This window comes from Planosporangium spinosum, from assembly GCF_049999945.1.
In the GTDB taxonomy this organism is placed as follows: Bacteria; Actinomycetota; Actinomycetes; order Mycobacteriales; family Micromonosporaceae; genus Planosporangium; species Planosporangium spinosum.
This window is the reverse complement of the sequence record NZ_JBLYUB010000013.1, coordinates 1-14,708: the sequence shown is the minus strand read 5'-3', so window position 1 is coordinate 14,708 and position 14,708 is coordinate 1. Positions and strand designations below refer to the sequence as shown.

Below are 14,708 nucleotides of genomic sequence, written 5' to 3'. Positions count from 1 at the left end.
CGGTCAGCCCCCGACGATGCCCTTGACGACCTGCAGCAGGATCGGGGCGAGCACGGCCAGGCCGTAGCCGATCAGGGCGTTCTTCAGCGCGCCCTTGGCCCGTTCGACCTGGGCCGGGTCGCCGCCGGCGGTGGCCCAGTACACCCCGGCCAGCACGAGGAACAGGGTGGCGACGGCGGCCAGGATGCCCATCAGCCAGGTCTGCAGGTTGGCGATGACGGTGGGCAGGTCGTTGACGGCCAGGAGGACCGGCGCGCCGGCGTCGGCGTAGGCGGCCGTCGGGGCCGCCAGGGTCAGCGCGACCGTCGCGGTGGACGCGGCGACGCGGCCGATCCGGCGGCCGGCGATGGATGTGGACGGTGCGGTGGTCAGGGCACGCGGGCGTGCCCGCAGAGCGCGGAACATGGGTGAGTTCACCTCCCGCCCCGCACCCGCGCAGCGGCGGGTGCGGGGCGAACTCGAAACGGCGGACGGGGGCCGCCGCCGGGCGCGACAGGCGGGCGTCGAACGGAGTCCGGGGCAGGCCTCGGGAGGAGCTCGTCCTCCCGTTCGGGTTGGCGGTGATCGATGAGGTGTCAGCGCATCGTTGGCGCGGCACCCGAGGCGCCCGGCCCCGTCGGCCCTTGTCTCGGCCCGGCGGCGGGCGGAACCGGCCGTCCGGGTCGCACCGGTGGGCGTCGGAGGGGTTCCGCACCCTCAAACCGGCGTTTGTGAGCTGTGGCGAACACCTGCCCGTCTCACCGCCCTCTGACAAGACCCCACCGATGTCTGACGGTGCAGGTCAACGCACATTCTGACGATCATCACGACAATCCGAGCCACGGCGGGTCCGGGCGATGCGGACGTCTCACCGATGGCGTCGATCGCCTAATGGGGCACCATGTGGTCGCCAGTTCGGGCACCACATTGACCACCGAATCATGGTCGATGGTCGCGAGATATGACCGCACTTTCGACGACGACGTCGGCAAGTCGTTAGGTCCCGCGATCATGTGAGCGCGCGCGAGGAGCCCGGACGGACGGCCAGCGGTGAACGATCGCTAGCACGGTATCCGTGAGCGCGTGCGAGCCGCTGGCATGAAGGACGATGATGCCGCCAACGACTCAGTGACGACGTTAGATGGCAGCAGGGTGATCGCGGCGGCATCCGGATCTGCCGATGTGCGGATGCCATCGACATACCCTGCCAGGCCCGAGGCTGCGACGACGTCCCACACAATTTGCGGCGTTTTCACCCAGCCGCAGTCGGGACCGCGGTCCGGGCTTCGGGGCGGACCCACTCGCGGACAAGCGGCTCCTCGGCATCGGGTTCGTCAGCGACGAGGCCCATCGCGAACGGGAAGAACCGCAACTCGTACCGGCGGCCGTCGTGCTGTTCCGTTGCGGCCAACTCGTCGAGTACCTCGAGCAGCCGTCGGCGCTGCTCGTCGGACAGGTCATCAACGTAGGCGGCACTGCTCTCCTGAAGCTTTACCGCCACGTGCGAGTCGACCTCCTCGTCTTCGCAGGTGTCCAGCCACCACAACAGGTCGACGAACAGACCGGTGACGGTCTTCAACGCCGCCGGGTCCGGATCACCGGAAGCAAGTCGGTCGCGCTGCTCGGCTGGAAGCCGTTCGATCACCCAGTCGATGCTCTGCCGGATCGAGGCCACGGCGTTCGGGTCGACTTGATCGTCCGGATAATCGTCCAGCCATGTGAGCAGATCGGCCACGAGGCTATGAAGCAGACGTGCGAGTGCAGCATCACCATCGGCGCTCATGGTCCGCGACCATACCTGTATCGAGTTGTTCGGGCGGCACGCCGGAGGACGCCAAGTGTCCGGATCTGCCGCAATCCGGGTGTCCTGCGAGGATGCGGAAGGGCTCGCTCGGTTACCGCGCCGGAGTTGGTACGAGCGATTCGGCGTGCCTGCGGGTGTCTCAGGTTCGGCGCGTAGACGAACGCGGGCCCGACCACGTGGTCGGGTCCGCGTCGCGGTGGTCGGGGGTGTGTTCAGGCGGCTGCGAGTGCGACCTGCGGCGCCTCCGCTGGTCGGGCGCTGCCGCTGCGGCCGGCGCGGATGTGGCGGCGCCGTTGGGCCGCCCGGGCGAGGTCGGTCCGCACGCGCGGCGAGGTGACCTCCGTGAGCAAGCCGGCCGCGAGGGCGTCGGCGATGCGGGTGTCGATGCGTTCGACCCGCCGGCGAAGCGTGTCGACCTCGAGGCCGAGGCGGGCGGCGATGGGTTCGATGGCGCGGCGGCCCAGGCGCAGGTCGATGTAGGGCTGCTCGTCGCCGGGGTCGATGATGCCGAGCTTGACGGCCCGGCGGACCAGCAGGTCCGGGTGGCCGTAGGGGCGTTTCGGGGTGCGGGGGCCGGTGACGCGCTCAAGGTCATTGACGGGGATGGCCTCGGCGCCGTCGCGCTGGCGCAGTTCGTGGCCGGCGCGCCAGGCGGCCATGCACAGCGCCGCGTACGGCGCCGGCTGGGCCAGGTCCACCTCGTCGCGCAGGGCGGTCAGGAAGCCGGTGAGGATCTCGGCGTCGAGGTCGGCCGCGTCGCCGGCCCAGCCGGTGTGCAACTGCCCGGCGTAGCGGCGTAGCGCCGGCATGGCCAGGGCCGCGGCGGCGATCACCCAGGCGGGGCCGTCGAGGCGGGCGCGGCGGATCACCTCCCGCCACACGGCGTCACGCGCGGTGTACGCGCGGGGGCGCTGCAACAGCCACCTCTGCAGTGCCGGCAGGGCGATGACACCCCGCGGAAGGTCGGTGCCATCGCCGAGCGCGTCGGCCAACGGGGCGAGGTCGAGTGACAACGGATCGGGGTCGCAGGTCAGCGCGGTGAACGCGGTGTCCACGGCGTCCAGCGGCGAATCGGGCCAGTCGGTTACGGACACGGTCATGTCACGAACTCCCATGTCAGAGACGAATGCCGATGACGCGCCGGAGCGGCGAGACCGGCGCGCACGACCGCAATTGCGCCACGGCGGTCTCACCGACCTCTGACATCGCAGGTCACGCCGGGCGGGCGCCGGGGTGACAGCCGGACCGGCGGGGTCTGACAACGACCGATGTCCATCGGGGTTGGCGAGTGGCACAGTTCTGACAAAGGCGTGGTGAGCTGCGCGTTGACACGGCCGATGGGGCGTTGACGCCGCCGTCGGCCGATGACAGATGGCCGTGACATTGACGCGTCACGGCGGGTCCGGCGGGGCGGTCGGACGATCTCACCCCGCTCTGACAGCGCCTCACAGCGGCGCGCTGTCAGAGCGCGCCGATCTGACAACGAGGCGGCTTGTCACTCGGCGGGCGCCGTCCCGGACGGTCCCGCGTATGACGATCTTCGCGGCGATCGGTGTCACGTCGTCCGACAAGGCCACGATCGAAGGACATGCCGGACGGCGTCCGTCCGGTCGCCGGGCCGCCGCCCGCGATGTCACTCGCCACGCTGACAGTGCAGCGAGACACCACGAAATCATCGACGGACACCATCGTCATGGCAGAGTGTCCGTCACGCCGGGCGTCTGACAGGAGGCGGGCCAGCAGCTCGCGGTGGATCTCATAGAGGTGATCGACTCCCGCGGTGTCGGCGGTGCCGCAACGCGAACCAAGCGGGTGAAAACCGGATCGTGTGGGCGGACGGCCGGGCTGTCAGAGTCTTGTGAGACCGCGGTGAGATCGGCAGGTGTTCGCCACAGCTCACAAACACCGGTTTGAGGGTGTCAGCGCACCACGGCGCGGCGCGGAGCCGACACCACATGAGCGAGCACACGCCGCAGCACGACATCCACCATCCCGACTCCACCGTCGACCCCGGCGCGCACGTCCGGGTCGACCCGACCCAGACCGACCTGGTGGCCGGCGACCCGCCGGTGCCGCTCACCGTCTGGCGCACCGCCCGCACCCCGGCCGACACCGGGCGCGGCATCGGCGCCCGACTCGCGGCCCGCCTGATCAGCTCCTACAGCCGACCCGGCGAGGCCGTCGTCGACCTCACCGACAACCATGCCCTCACCCACGCGTGCGTGGCCGGTGGCCGCCGGCACCACCCGGCCTGGTTCACCGACGCCTCCAGCATCGTCATCGGCCCGGCCGCCACCGTCGACGGCAGCGCCACCGCCGGCAGGCTGGGTGAGGAGGACGACCCGCCGGAGCTGAGCGCCTGGTTCGGTGACGACCTCACCGACCCCGACCTCCCGCCGACCGGACCGGTGGCCGACCTACCGCCCGGCGGTTGCCTGCAGGGCGCGACGAGTCTCGTGGTCGCCCGCTGGCCGCTCGACGAGGTCGACGCCGCCAACCGGGTCCGCCTGGCGTGGCTGCTGGCCGCCTGCGCCCGGCTGCTGCGCCCCGGCGGCTGCCTGATCCTCGTCGTCGCCGTCCCCGCCGGTGTCACCGCCACCCCGCAAGACTTCTCCGGCGTGGTGCAGGCCGCCGCCGGCGTCGGGCTGGGCTACCTGCAGCACATCGTCGCGGTCACCGCCGACTCCGACGGGGACGCGTTCGTCTACCACGTCACCGACGAGGAACTGCTCGCCCTCGCCGGCACCGCCGGCCAGCAGTGGGCGGTGGCGCACCTGCGGGTGCACGCGGACCTGCTGGTCTTCAGCCACCCCCAGTTGTCCGCGGGTTCACGGCGACTGAAGGGTTCTCAGGACGAACCCAAGGGTCGGTCGGGTGGTTCCAGCGGGAGCCTACCCGGGGGTTCGTCGTGAACTCCGGTCTGCCGCTCCGCGCCGCTGTCGAGGAGTTGACGTGCGGCTGCGGCGTAGCGGACGGCGGTCTGCTCGCAGACGCCGAATACCTCCGCCACTTGCAGCGGGTCACCACCGCTGGTGAGTGCCTCGTCGAGCTGCCGGTCGATGCGCAGGCGCTCGAGGGTGGCCGGAAGTCCGCGCAGGATCCGGTTGATCCAGGGATGCGTGACCGGGCCCAGGCGCAGCGCGGTCTCTCTGCTGAGCAGCAGGTGCCCGTTGGCGGTGTTCGGCCAACGTCGCATCCGGTAGGCGAGCCAGTCAGCAAGCACGCGGTGGGTCAGGTCATCCATCGGGCGGGCGTGATCGGCAATGACCATCCGCCGGTTTGCGAGGTCCACGTCGGACATTTGCATGTTGATGATGTCGCCGTGGCGGGCGGCGTGGACCGCCGCCAGCACAATGGCGACCCGGGCGTGTGGGCTGCGGGCGGCCTGGATGGTCGGGCTGATCTCGTCCGCACTCAGCGGCAGCGCTATCGCGTACTCGACCCGTCCCACCCGAAGACGGCTGGTCGGGTTACCGAAGATGACCCCGGCCTTGCTCGCCCACCGAAACAGCGACCTGAGCGCGACCGCGGCCGTCTGCCTCTGGTGGCCGCGCAGGGCGGTCACCTGAGCCAGGACGTCGTCGCGGGTGATCTCGCGCAGATGCTCATGCCGGGTCGACCAGTCAAGCAGGACTGGCCGCAGCGCGGCGACGTAGTTTCGCGCGGTCTGGTAGTGGCGCGGCTTCGTGCGTGGGCCACCGTCGATCAGCGCCTGCGCCCAGGCGCGGACGTGTCGGGCGATGCCCGGAGCGATCCCGTGCAGCTTGCGGTCGAGCCAGCCGTCGATCGCCCGCGGCTGGTCGTCGTCCAGGACACCCATCAGCTCGAGGACGTGCGCGGCGTGGTGAGCGCTGTTTCCCCGTTTGCGCAGCACTCGGCGAATGTCGGAGAACCGGATCATCTCGCCGGCGCAATGGTCGGCCAGCAGCATGACCAACGCGCGGTTGAGCGCTTCGCGTACGACGGTGTCGAACCCGCGCGCCTCGGCGAAGGTGTGTGCGAGGTGCAGGGCCCAGGCCAGCCAGGGGTTGTTCAGCGCCGGGCCGGCGCGCAGGTCGATGCGGCGCCGGTAGTCGCGTGGCCCGGGCAGGAACAGCGGTGGCTGGATCCAGTCAACCTGGGGCCGTCCGGCGATCGGTGGTGGCGACTTGCGGGCAATGCCAGGAGCGCCGGGACCGACGCCGTGACGACGCTGGTGCGGTTTACCCACAAGGTCGCGGGGTGCGGGCAGGTCGGCCAGGAACAGCTGCTGGTGCCGGACGCGGCGCACGTGCGGCAGCAACAGGGTGTAGGTGCCGATCGCTCCGTCCAAGGCAGCCGAGCGGTCCAGCCGCGCCTGGCACCAGCACAGCCGGCAATGCTCCTTCTTCACCGGAAGCCAGCGTCGGCAGGTGCCGCACTGGCCGATCGTCCACCGGCGGGCGAACTCCCGACAGGGCCGGCACAGCCCGTTGTTGAACGATCGGCCCCACGCCAGGCAGGCCCGACAGCTGGCCAGCGGCCGGCCGGGAACACCACGGGGGCTCAACGACGCAACTCAGGATGGCGGCAACGACCGGCCGTCACGGCGGCGCGGCACCACCCGCATGCCGGCACCCCCGGCCGATGCGGCCTGCTGGTCGCTGGCGTGTCCGGGCCGGGTGACCTTGTCCGGCTCGGGGATGAGCAGTTCACCGACCGGGCAGTCCAGCACGGCGCAGATGACGTCCAGGTCGTCGAGCTTGATCGAGGCCGGCCGTCCCGACCACAACCCGGACATCTTGCCGGCGGAGATGACCAGGCCGTGCTCGGCCAGCATTCGCTGCAGCTCGGAGGCCTTCCAGATACCGCGGTTGGCCGCCGCCAGGCGCAGGTTCCACCGCATTCACATCAGCCCTTCCAGCCGCGCGGCGGCCCGCTGCTGCCCAGCCAACCACGCCTCCTCGATCCGGGTGCGGTGCACGTGGACGTACCGCATCGTGGTGGCCACCCAGGAGTGGCCCAGCAGCTCCTGAATCGAGATCAGATCTACTCCGGTCAAGTACAGCTGCGACGCGCAGTAGTGGCGCAGCACGTGCGGGGTCAACGTGTCCGCCCACTCCGGCAGGTGCACCGCAGCGGCGGCGGCCAGGCCCGCGCGCAGGGCGTCGTCCCCGGCCCGCCGGCAGGACCCGTCGGCGTGCTTGCGCTCCGACGGCAACAACGGCGCACCCGCACGGGTGTGGTCGTCGTCGAAGTGTCCCCACACGTCCTCGATGAACCAACGCAGCGTCCGGCCGGCGTGGTTGACCAGCGGCACCATCCGCTCCCGCGGCCCGGAACCACGCGAGCCCTTGCCGTAGCGCACATGCAGCTTGCCGAACCGTCCCAGCTCCCACTTGACGTCGGCGAGGTCTAGGTTGCGGGCCTCGTTGACCCGCAATCCCACCTCGGCCATCAACCGGGCCGCGGTGTAGTTGCGCGCGGTCGGCGCGAACTTGCGACACGTGGCCAGCTCGGCCGCCCAGCCGGTGAACAACTGCGCCACCTCGGCCTCGGTCGGCGGGACGCGCAACCGGGCGTCTTTGCGCCCCCGCGGCCGGTTCATCTCATCGATCGGGCACTCGACGACCCGGCCGGTCATCGCGTGGATCTCGACCTTGTGCCGCAGCTCCAGAAACGCGAAGTACGTCGTCAACGCCTGCGCCCGGGCCAGGCGGGTTCCGCTGGCCGCGTGGCGTAGCACCCGTCCGAAGTAGACGTCGGCGTCCGCCGGCTCCATCTCCCACAACGGGCGCCCGAACCAGGCCCGCACCTGTTCCAGCTGGCCGATGTCGCCGCGAACGGTCGAGTCGGCGAGCCCGGCCGATGCCCGCGCCAACACGAACCCGGCCAGCACGTCGGTCTCGAGCTCCTCCAGCTCGACCGCAGTGGCCGGCCCGCGGCGTTCCCGCAGATCCCGCACGGCCGCGAGCGCCAACCCGAGTACCCCACCTTCAGCCAATGCATTGAAAGGTCAACCGCGTTGAAAGCGCTTCAAGATTTCCGAAGTCTCATCGGAACGCCCCAGACCCTACCGCGGCTCCATAGTCAGTGGTCAATAGCATCGCCCCCGGCCAGCACCGGAGCGAACTCGCGGGATATCCCACAGGGCCAGCGCCGGGTACCGCCGCGGCGCTCCGGGCGCGGGGGCGGTGGTCGCCGTGGCTGAGCATCGCAGCAGCGTCGCGGCGGCCGCGCCCAACGAGCCGAATAGCGTGACCGGCGCCGCGGACACGACCCGCGACGGACACCACCACGCTGCTCCCGCCGCGGAGCGGCTGTCGGTGTGGGCGACCGCCCAAGCGACCGGCCCGGTCCAGCGGCGCGGGCGGTACGTGCCTGCCTCGGTCAAGCATCCGGCGCGAATGCTGCCGGCGATCGCCGCGCACGCCGTGCACGCCTACACCTCCCCTGGCGATCTCGTGCTCGATCCGATGTGCGGGATCGGCACCACCCTGGTCGAGGCGATCCACGCCGGCCGCGACGCGATCGGCGTCGAGTACGAGTCGCGCTGGTCGGACATCGCCGACGCCAACATCCGCCACGCCCACGCCCAGGGCGCGACCGGTCGGGCCGGAGTGATCCGCGGCGACGCCACCGGCCTCCTGTCCCTCGTACCCGCAGCCCTGGCCGGCCAGGTCGCGCTGGTGGTGACGTCGCCGCCGTACGGGCCGACCGTGCACGGCCTGGTCCGCCCCGGCGCCGACGGGGTGGCCAAGTTCGACAACGCCTACAACGACGGCACCGACAAGGGAAACCTCGCCTACCGCGACCTCACCGGCCTGGCCGACGGGTTCGCCCAGATCCTGGCCGGCTGCGCGACGCTACTACGGCCCGGCGGGATCGTCGTGGTGACCGCCCGGCCGTGGCGCAAGCACGGCGAACTGGTCGACCTGCCCAGCGCGGTGATCGGCGCCGGCGTCCGGGCCGGGCTCACGCCGGTGGACCGGTGCGTCGCGCTGCTGGCCGCGGTCCGCGACGGCGGGCTGGTGGCCCGGCCGTCGTTCTTCCAACTGCAGCAGGTGCGCCGGGCCCGCGCGGCCGGTACGCCGATGCACCTGATCGCGCATGAGGACGTCCTCGTGTTCGTCAAGAGCCTCAACTCCGTGAGTTCCAGCAAACCCACGTGCCCTCAAGCGAAACCACGGTCCGCTGCGCCGTAATCCTGCATGCAGACGCTTCGGTTCGTACGGAAGCCGAGGAGTCGGCGTCACGCGTGGTGGGCACGGGTGTACCCGATTCCACGGCATCTGATCACACTAGGGACATGCAAGACGAGACCCTAAGCCGCGCTGTCGTCGCCTACGTGTGGGGCATCCCGCCTCTCCCCTGGCCCTCGGCACGCCCGGGGGCCGTTCGAGAGCTACTCGGCGAGCAGGCTCCGGACGTCATTCCGCGCATCAAGAAGCTGGTGGATGAGGCGTTCGAAGTTCGACCGGAAGGCTGGGACCTCGTTGAGATAGGTGACCATGTCAAAGTTGTTCTACATCGGACACATCCGGAGCTGAGCGATGAAGCCGTCAGGGCCATCTGCGGTCTGTACACGTATTCGTGGAAGTAGAGTCGGCCGACCCGTAGGTGACCAGCCCGAGGAGCGGCGTAGGTATGCAGGTACTCGGGGAAGGTCAGGTAGCGGCAGCGGCCGGGCGAGCGGGTTGTCCTCAGCATGGCAGGTGCTCGCAGGAGAGCACGGGCGTTGTTCGCGTAGCGGATGTTGGGGCCTTCGGTGAGGTCGAACACGATGGCCAGGTGCAGCGGGTCGCCGTCGGTGGCCAGGTACTCGAAGATCGCCTTGGCCAGCTCGATGCGGGCCTTCCACAGGCACCGGTTGACAGCGCCATCACGCCGGTGCGCCGCTCTTTTAGCGGGGGCGGCGCCTCTCTGAGGGTGGCGCCGCCCACGTATCCCAGGAGGGTTGGACGATGACTGGGCAGATCCCCGACGAGGTGCGCTACCGGCATCGCCGGTACGCGATCACCGCCGTCGACGGGACAGGTCTTTTCCAGCCAGGCGACCACGGCATCAGGCCCGGACCGTTGGATACCGCCTGTTGGCGCGGATTCACCTGCGCCTACCTCATCCGGCGGGACCGGCTGATCCTTGACGCGGTGGACATCGGCCGGCCCGAAGACCCGACCGCGCCGCCTGAGCTGTTCGGCGTCGAGGCGAGTACCGCCAATACCGAGGCGTTCCGTTCAGGGGCGCTGCGGTACCGAGGCCTCGAGGCGCCGATCGCGTTCACCGGTCGCCTCCTGCTCGGCGCCGGCCCAGTCCATGTCGGGTACCTGAACATGGGCTTCCGACCCGCCTGGCTGTACCAGCGGGTGCACGAGGTGACCTTCGACGCCGGAGCGTTGACGTCGGCGCGCGACCGGTCCGCCGCCCTGGCCGAGGTACGCCGTCACCTGGGCGCGGATGGGCTGAAGCCGGCTCCTAACGAAGCGACCGGTGACTGGATCAAGCGGACGTTCTCGCTCACGTTCAGCTACAGCTGGCCGAGTATCGATTGATCTATCCCAACCGCTTCGGCCCAGCGCGACGAGCCGAGGACGGTGTTGACGCATCATCGACGGCCGGGTTAGCAGTAACGCGTGACGTAGTTGGCCCAGTTACGGTAAGGAGCTACGTCGGCGAGCGCGCGGTTGGCCGCGTCGGCCTGGAAGAGCGGTGTGGGATTGTAGTACAAGACGGCTGCGCCACGAGATTGGTTGTAGTGGACGGACTCGATTCGGTATTGCCATCCTCACGTCGCGAGGTCTTGTGTGCCGCAGTCGGATAGCTTGCCCCGGGGATAGCCGAAGCTGGGACGGTCATAGAAACAGAACCACCCGAAAGGACAATCGGCCGCGGCGAGGACACGCGGGGGCGGGTTGAGAGTGATGATGAGCGCGCCACCGCCATAGCCGGCGGCCGTGGCTGAGTAGCGCATCGGCCAGATGTGCGCCGATGAGCCCGGCGGCGCCGACGACTGGCGTCCGGTGACGCGGGTGTGGTTGCGATGTCACGGCGAAAAGGCTCCCGGTCGGGTGTGGTTGGCGGTGGTGGGGCGGCCCGGCGTTCGGGGTGTCGCCGGGCCGCCCCCTTTCTGGGAGGCATGCGCTCCGCCGGCTGGCATGGATGACGGCGGGCGCATGCCGGCCGGGTTGCCCGGCGGCGGGTGGGGTGAGAACCCCCGTCGGGGGTACCGGCCTGCGGACGTTGGTCCTGGTCGACAGGGAACGGCCACGACCGACGCCGTCTACTCGACCGGGGCGCTTGGCCCTGCGGTCAGCGTCTCGCTAGCGGTACACCGCGGTGGCGGTGTCGCCGACGAGGGTGTCGACGGTGTCGATGACCTCCTTGAGGTGGGGTCGTTGGCGGCCGAGCCGGTCGGCCATGGTGGTGATGCGCCGGTCGAGTTCGCCGGCGGGCAGGCTCAGGTACAGCTCGGAGCCCAGCCGCAGTACGCGTAGCAGCGCGGCGAGCGCGTCGGACTGTTCGGTGACCGCGTCCAGGCCCTGCACGGCGTAGCGGGCGCGGGCGCGGACCCGGGTGAGCACCGCCGGGTCGGTGACCCGGTAGCCGGTGGCTCGGATCAGGCCGAGGCGGCGGCGGTCGACGCGGGTGAGCAGCCCGGCGGCGTACAGGCCGGCCGCGACGTGGTCGTAGGCGCCGGCGGCGACCAGCCGGATCGCGTCGGGCAGCGGCCGGGGTCGGGGCATGGCCGCCAGCCCGGCGAGCGCCCAGTCGGCGACCGGGTCCCCACCGCCCGGGCCAGGATTGAGCCCGAGGTAGCCCTGGCCGAGCGCGACCCGGTCGGCCAGCCCGAGGTCGATCAGGATCGCCCCGGCCAGGCCGAGCGCCAGGCAGCGCCGGTGCAGCAGCGGCCGGCCGGCGTCGTCGTGGGCGAGCAGGAACAGCTCGTCGCGCAGCGGCAGCCGACCCATCCCGACCCCGGTCGTGGTGAACGACATGGCGTCTCACCGGTGGCGGTGGGCGATGTCGCGCAGCCGGGTGTGTACGCCGTCGTAGGCGACCGCCCGTTGCAGGTGGCGGGTGGCGATGGCGGCGAGCATGACGTAGTTGGGGTCGCAGACGTTGCCCACCGGCGCGCGGCCGGCCTGCGCGACGAGCTGGTAGGCGTCCAGCTGGTCCAGGCCGGTGAGGTCGGCGACCCAGCCGACCAGGTCGCGCTGGCTGATGCGGAACGCGTCTTCCAGCGGCCGGGCGCAGCCGACCGACAGCAGCTCGGTGTCGGATTCGATCCGCGGCCACGGCGTCGGCGTGTTCTTGATCAGGTCGACGACCAGCGTGGTGTCCATCGCGGCCTCCACGGCCACTCCGGACACCTCGCCGTCGCCTTGGCGGGCGTGCCCGTCGCCGAGGCTGAACAGCGCCCCGTCGACGTTGACCCCGAGATACAGGGTGGTGCCGGCGCGCAGCTGCGGGGTGTCGAGGTTGCCGCCGTGGGCGTCCGGCACGATCGTGGCGCGGGCTTCGCCGGCGGCCGGGGCGACGCCGACGGTGCCGTGCATCGGCGCCAGCGGCAGATCCACCGTGTAGTCGGAGTTTCGGGCGGAGTAGCGCACCAGCCCGGCGGCGCGATCGATGTCGTAGCGCCAGACCCGTTCGGCCAGCGGCGGCTGCAGGGTGGCGGTGTGCGCGGTGGAGGTCAACGCACCGAAGTGCGGGAACGTCGCCGACACCGCCCAGTCGCGGGCCGGGGTGATCGCGGCGAAGTGCAGGGCGAGGGTGTCGCCGGGTTGGGCGCCCTCGACGTGGAACGGGCCGGTGACCGGGTTGAGGTAGGGCATCCGGCACACCCGCGACGGCAGATCCTGCACGGTGCGCACGAGGCCGCCGAAGCAGTCCTCGGTGTACACCCGCAGCACGTCGCCGGGGCGCAGCCGCGCCAGCGGCTCAGCGTTGCCGCCGAAGGTGTAGGCCAGCTGGTCACGGGTCGGGCGGACGGTGATCACCTCGGTCATATCCGCACCTCCTCTCCGAGGGTGGGCAGGCCGGACAGCCGGGGGCGCCGCCCGGCCAGGGTCAGGCCGGCGAGCACGACGACGCCGAGGCCGAGCCAGACGAAGCCCAACTTCTGGGCGGCGACGTCGGCGTTGACCACCACATACGCCAGGACCGCGAAACCGGCAAGGGGCACGACCAGGTGCGCCCACAGGTTGCGGCTGCGGCGGCGGACCAGGTAGTGCCAGATCACCGACAGGTGCAGCATCAGGAACGCGGTCAACGCCCCGAAGTTGATCAGACTCGACATCAAGCCGATGCCGTCGGCGCGCGACGCCATATAGAGGCCGAGGCCCAGCGACACCGCGGCGGTGAGCGCCAGCGCGTTGACCGGTACGCCGTGGCGGGTCGACACCCTGGCCAGCATCGACGGCAACTGCCGGTCGCGGGCCATCGCGTACAGCAGCCGGGACGTGGCCACCTGCGCCACCAGCGAGTTCGCCACGCCCCAGGCGATCGCGGTCGCCACCGCGCACAGCGTGGCCAGCCAGCCGCCGGCGGCGTGCCGGGCGGCGTCGTAGAACGCCGTGCCGTCCGGGTCACCGTGCGCCAGCAGCCCGGCCGGGTCGGTCACCAGCAGCGACGCCACCCAGGTCTGCGCGATGAACAGCAGCCCGGCCAGGGCCAGCGCACCGATCATCGCCCGGCCGATCTGGCGGGCGCCGCCGCGGTTCTCCTCGGCCAACATGCTGATGCCGTCGAAGCCGAGAAACGACAGCACCGCCACCGACACCGCGCCGAAGACCACCTTCGCCGAGAGGGTGGCGGAGTTGACCAGCGGGTCCAGCGACAATCCCCGGCCACGGCCATGGGCGAGGGCCCAGCCCCCGACGGCCAGGAAGACCGCCAGCACGACCAGCTCGCCGACCAGCATCACCCGGGTCACCACCGCGGTCATGCGGATGCCGAAGTAGTTGACCACCGTGTTGAACGCCACGAACCCGACCAGCCAGGCCCACACCGGCACCGCCGGCACGGTGGCGTGCATCGCGACCGCGGCGACCAGGTACAGCAGCCCGGGCACCAGCACGTAGTCCAGCAGCACCGCCCAGCCGGCCAGAAAACCCACCGGCGCGGCGATCCCCCGCCCGGCGTAGTTGTAGACGCTGCCCGCCATCGGAAACGCCCGCACCATCTGCGCGTACGACGCGGCGGTCAGAACCAGCGCCAGCATCCCGATCAGGTAGGCCAGGGCCACCATGCCGCCCGACGCGGCGTACACCGACCCGAAGATCCCCATCGGCGCGATCGGCACCATGAAGATCAACCCGTAGACCAGCAGGTCCGTGAAGCCCAGCGTCCGGCGCAGCTCCTGCCGATAGCCGAACCGCTCCAGCTCGTCGTGGCGAACCATCACCGCTCCCCCTCCCCGCGCTGGCCGCCGCCGGCCTGCGCCCGCGACGACGCGGTCAAGACAGAGCGCGGTGCCGCGTCACGCCGGTACGGCACGCAGCCGCGAAGGCGGGAGCCCGCCCTGCGCCACACCGACCCGAACATCCGGCCGCGCCGACCGGCACGCCGCCGTCGCGGCCGTCGCCATCCACCGGCTCGCACGATGCCGGCCTGGCCAGGCACGCAATCGGGTTCGCCGGCGGCAGCCGACTCCGGGATCGCCTGATCGACCGGGTTTCGAGGAAAGGACCGGGTACAACCGGACATGGCCGAGGCGGGTCGATAGGGGCACGGCGACCACGTGGCCAGGTGCAGCCATCCCCGCTGCGGATCCCACAGAAGCGGGACCGCGCAGCCACAACGCGGCGCCGTAGTGATGTCCAAGGTGCCGTCGCCGGGGGCTGCGTCCACGGAGATGGTGTACGACGGGCTCGTTGATGAGCGTGTCGTGATGTAGGAGACGGCCACCGCGTAGATCCTTCGAGACGGCTAAGTCACAAACCGAAGGAGACGAACGCGATGGCCG

Annotated in this window: 14 protein-coding genes; 5 read left to right on the top strand and 9 right to left on the bottom strand. The window is 70.9% G+C overall.

The annotated features are described in order from the left end of the window. Positions 1-3: 3 nt before the first annotated feature. From ACNTMW_RS18175 to ACNTMW_RS18165, 3 genes are all read right to left on the bottom strand, one after another. On the bottom strand, positions 4-405 hold the full coding sequence (locus ACNTMW_RS18175) for a pilin (RefSeq protein WP_426634848.1): 402 nt from the start codon (positions 403-405) through the stop codon (positions 4-6). A gap of 826 nt (positions 406-1,231) precedes the next feature. Continuing rightward, positions 1,232-1,762 carry a hypothetical protein gene (locus ACNTMW_RS18170; RefSeq protein ID WP_426634847.1) on the bottom strand — a complete coding sequence of 177 codons (531 nt, stop codon included), beginning with the start codon at positions 1,760-1,762 and terminating at the stop codon, positions 1,232-1,234. A 233-nt stretch (positions 1,763-1,995) separates the two neighbouring features. Further along, on the bottom strand, positions 1,996-2,883 hold the full coding sequence (locus tag ACNTMW_RS18165) for a hypothetical protein (RefSeq protein WP_426634846.1): 888 nt from the start codon (positions 2,881-2,883) through the stop codon (positions 1,996-1,998). A 430-nt stretch (positions 2,884-3,313) separates the two neighbouring features. On the opposite strand from ACNTMW_RS18165, the gene ACNTMW_RS18160 reads away from it, so the two are divergent. Together ACNTMW_RS18160 and ACNTMW_RS18155 are read left to right on the top strand one after the other, a co-directional pair. Continuing rightward, entirely contained in the window at positions 3,314-3,508 is a 195-nt protein-coding gene (locus ACNTMW_RS18160; RefSeq protein ID WP_426634845.1) for a hypothetical protein, read from the top strand. 230 nt (positions 3,509-3,738) lie between these two features. After that, entirely contained in the window at positions 3,739-4,695 is a 957-nt protein-coding gene (locus tag ACNTMW_RS18155) for a hypothetical protein (protein WP_426634843.1), read from the top strand. Here the strand turns inward: ACNTMW_RS18155 and ACNTMW_RS18150 are convergent. The 3 genes from ACNTMW_RS18150 to ACNTMW_RS18140 form a co-directional block, all read right to left on the bottom strand. Continuing rightward, complete coding sequence (locus ACNTMW_RS18150) at positions 4,632-6,155, bottom strand: integrase (RefSeq protein ID WP_426634842.1); 1,524 nt, start codon at positions 6,153-6,155, stop codon at positions 4,632-4,634. The two genes, ACNTMW_RS18155 and ACNTMW_RS18150, sit on opposite strands and share 64 nt — an antisense overlap. Positions 6,156-6,320: 165 nt before the next feature. Beyond that, complete coding sequence (locus ACNTMW_RS18145; RefSeq protein ID WP_426634841.1) at positions 6,321-6,647, bottom strand: helix-turn-helix domain-containing protein; 327 nt, start codon at positions 6,645-6,647, stop codon at positions 6,321-6,323. Then, the gene (locus tag ACNTMW_RS18140; RefSeq protein WP_426634840.1) at positions 6,648-7,745 is read right to left on the bottom strand and encodes a tyrosine-type recombinase/integrase; all 1,098 of its coding nucleotides are present in this window, start codon (positions 7,743-7,745) and stop codon (positions 6,648-6,650) included. Between the two features lie 253 nt (positions 7,746-7,998). On the opposite strand from ACNTMW_RS18140, the gene ACNTMW_RS18135 reads away from it, so the two are divergent. The 3 genes from ACNTMW_RS18135 to ACNTMW_RS18125 all read left to right on the top strand — a co-directional run bounded on the left by ACNTMW_RS18135 (position 7,999) and on the right by ACNTMW_RS18125 (position 10,293). Continuing rightward, a complete protein-coding gene (locus ACNTMW_RS18135; protein ID WP_426635000.1) occupies positions 7,999-8,946 on the top strand; it encodes a TRM11 family SAM-dependent methyltransferase in 948 nt (315 codons plus the stop codon). A 104-nt stretch (positions 8,947-9,050) separates the two neighbouring features. After that, on the top strand, positions 9,051-9,344 hold the full coding sequence (locus tag ACNTMW_RS18130) for a hypothetical protein (RefSeq protein ID WP_426634839.1): 294 nt from the start codon (positions 9,051-9,053) through the stop codon (positions 9,342-9,344). Positions 9,345-9,705: 361 nt separating this feature from the next. Continuing rightward, positions 9,706-10,293 carry a hypothetical protein gene (locus ACNTMW_RS18125; RefSeq protein ID WP_426634838.1) on the top strand — a complete coding sequence of 196 codons (588 nt, stop codon included), beginning with the start codon at positions 9,706-9,708 and terminating at the stop codon, positions 10,291-10,293. A 768-nt stretch (positions 10,294-11,061) separates the two neighbouring features. Here ACNTMW_RS18125 and ACNTMW_RS18120 read toward each other — a convergent pair. Genes ACNTMW_RS18120 through ACNTMW_RS18110 form a run of 3 tightly spaced genes read right to left on the bottom strand, consistent with a single transcriptional unit; the run spans position 11,062 to position 14,144 of the window. Beyond that, positions 11,062-11,736: a GOLPH3/VPS74 family protein gene (locus ACNTMW_RS18120; RefSeq protein WP_426634837.1), complete on the bottom strand. Its 675-nt coding sequence runs from the start codon at positions 11,734-11,736 to the stop codon at positions 11,062-11,064. A gap of 6 nt (positions 11,737-11,742) precedes the next feature. Continuing rightward, a complete protein-coding gene (locus ACNTMW_RS18115; protein WP_426634836.1) occupies positions 11,743-12,750 on the bottom strand; it encodes an acetamidase/formamidase family protein in 1,008 nt (335 codons plus the stop codon). Next, positions 12,747-14,144, bottom strand: coding sequence for an APC family permease (locus ACNTMW_RS18110; protein ID WP_426634835.1), 1,398 nt, complete (start codon positions 14,142-14,144; stop codon positions 12,747-12,749). The genes ACNTMW_RS18115 and ACNTMW_RS18110 overlap by 4 nt, the downstream gene beginning before the upstream one ends. Positions 14,145-14,708 lie beyond the last annotated feature (564 nt).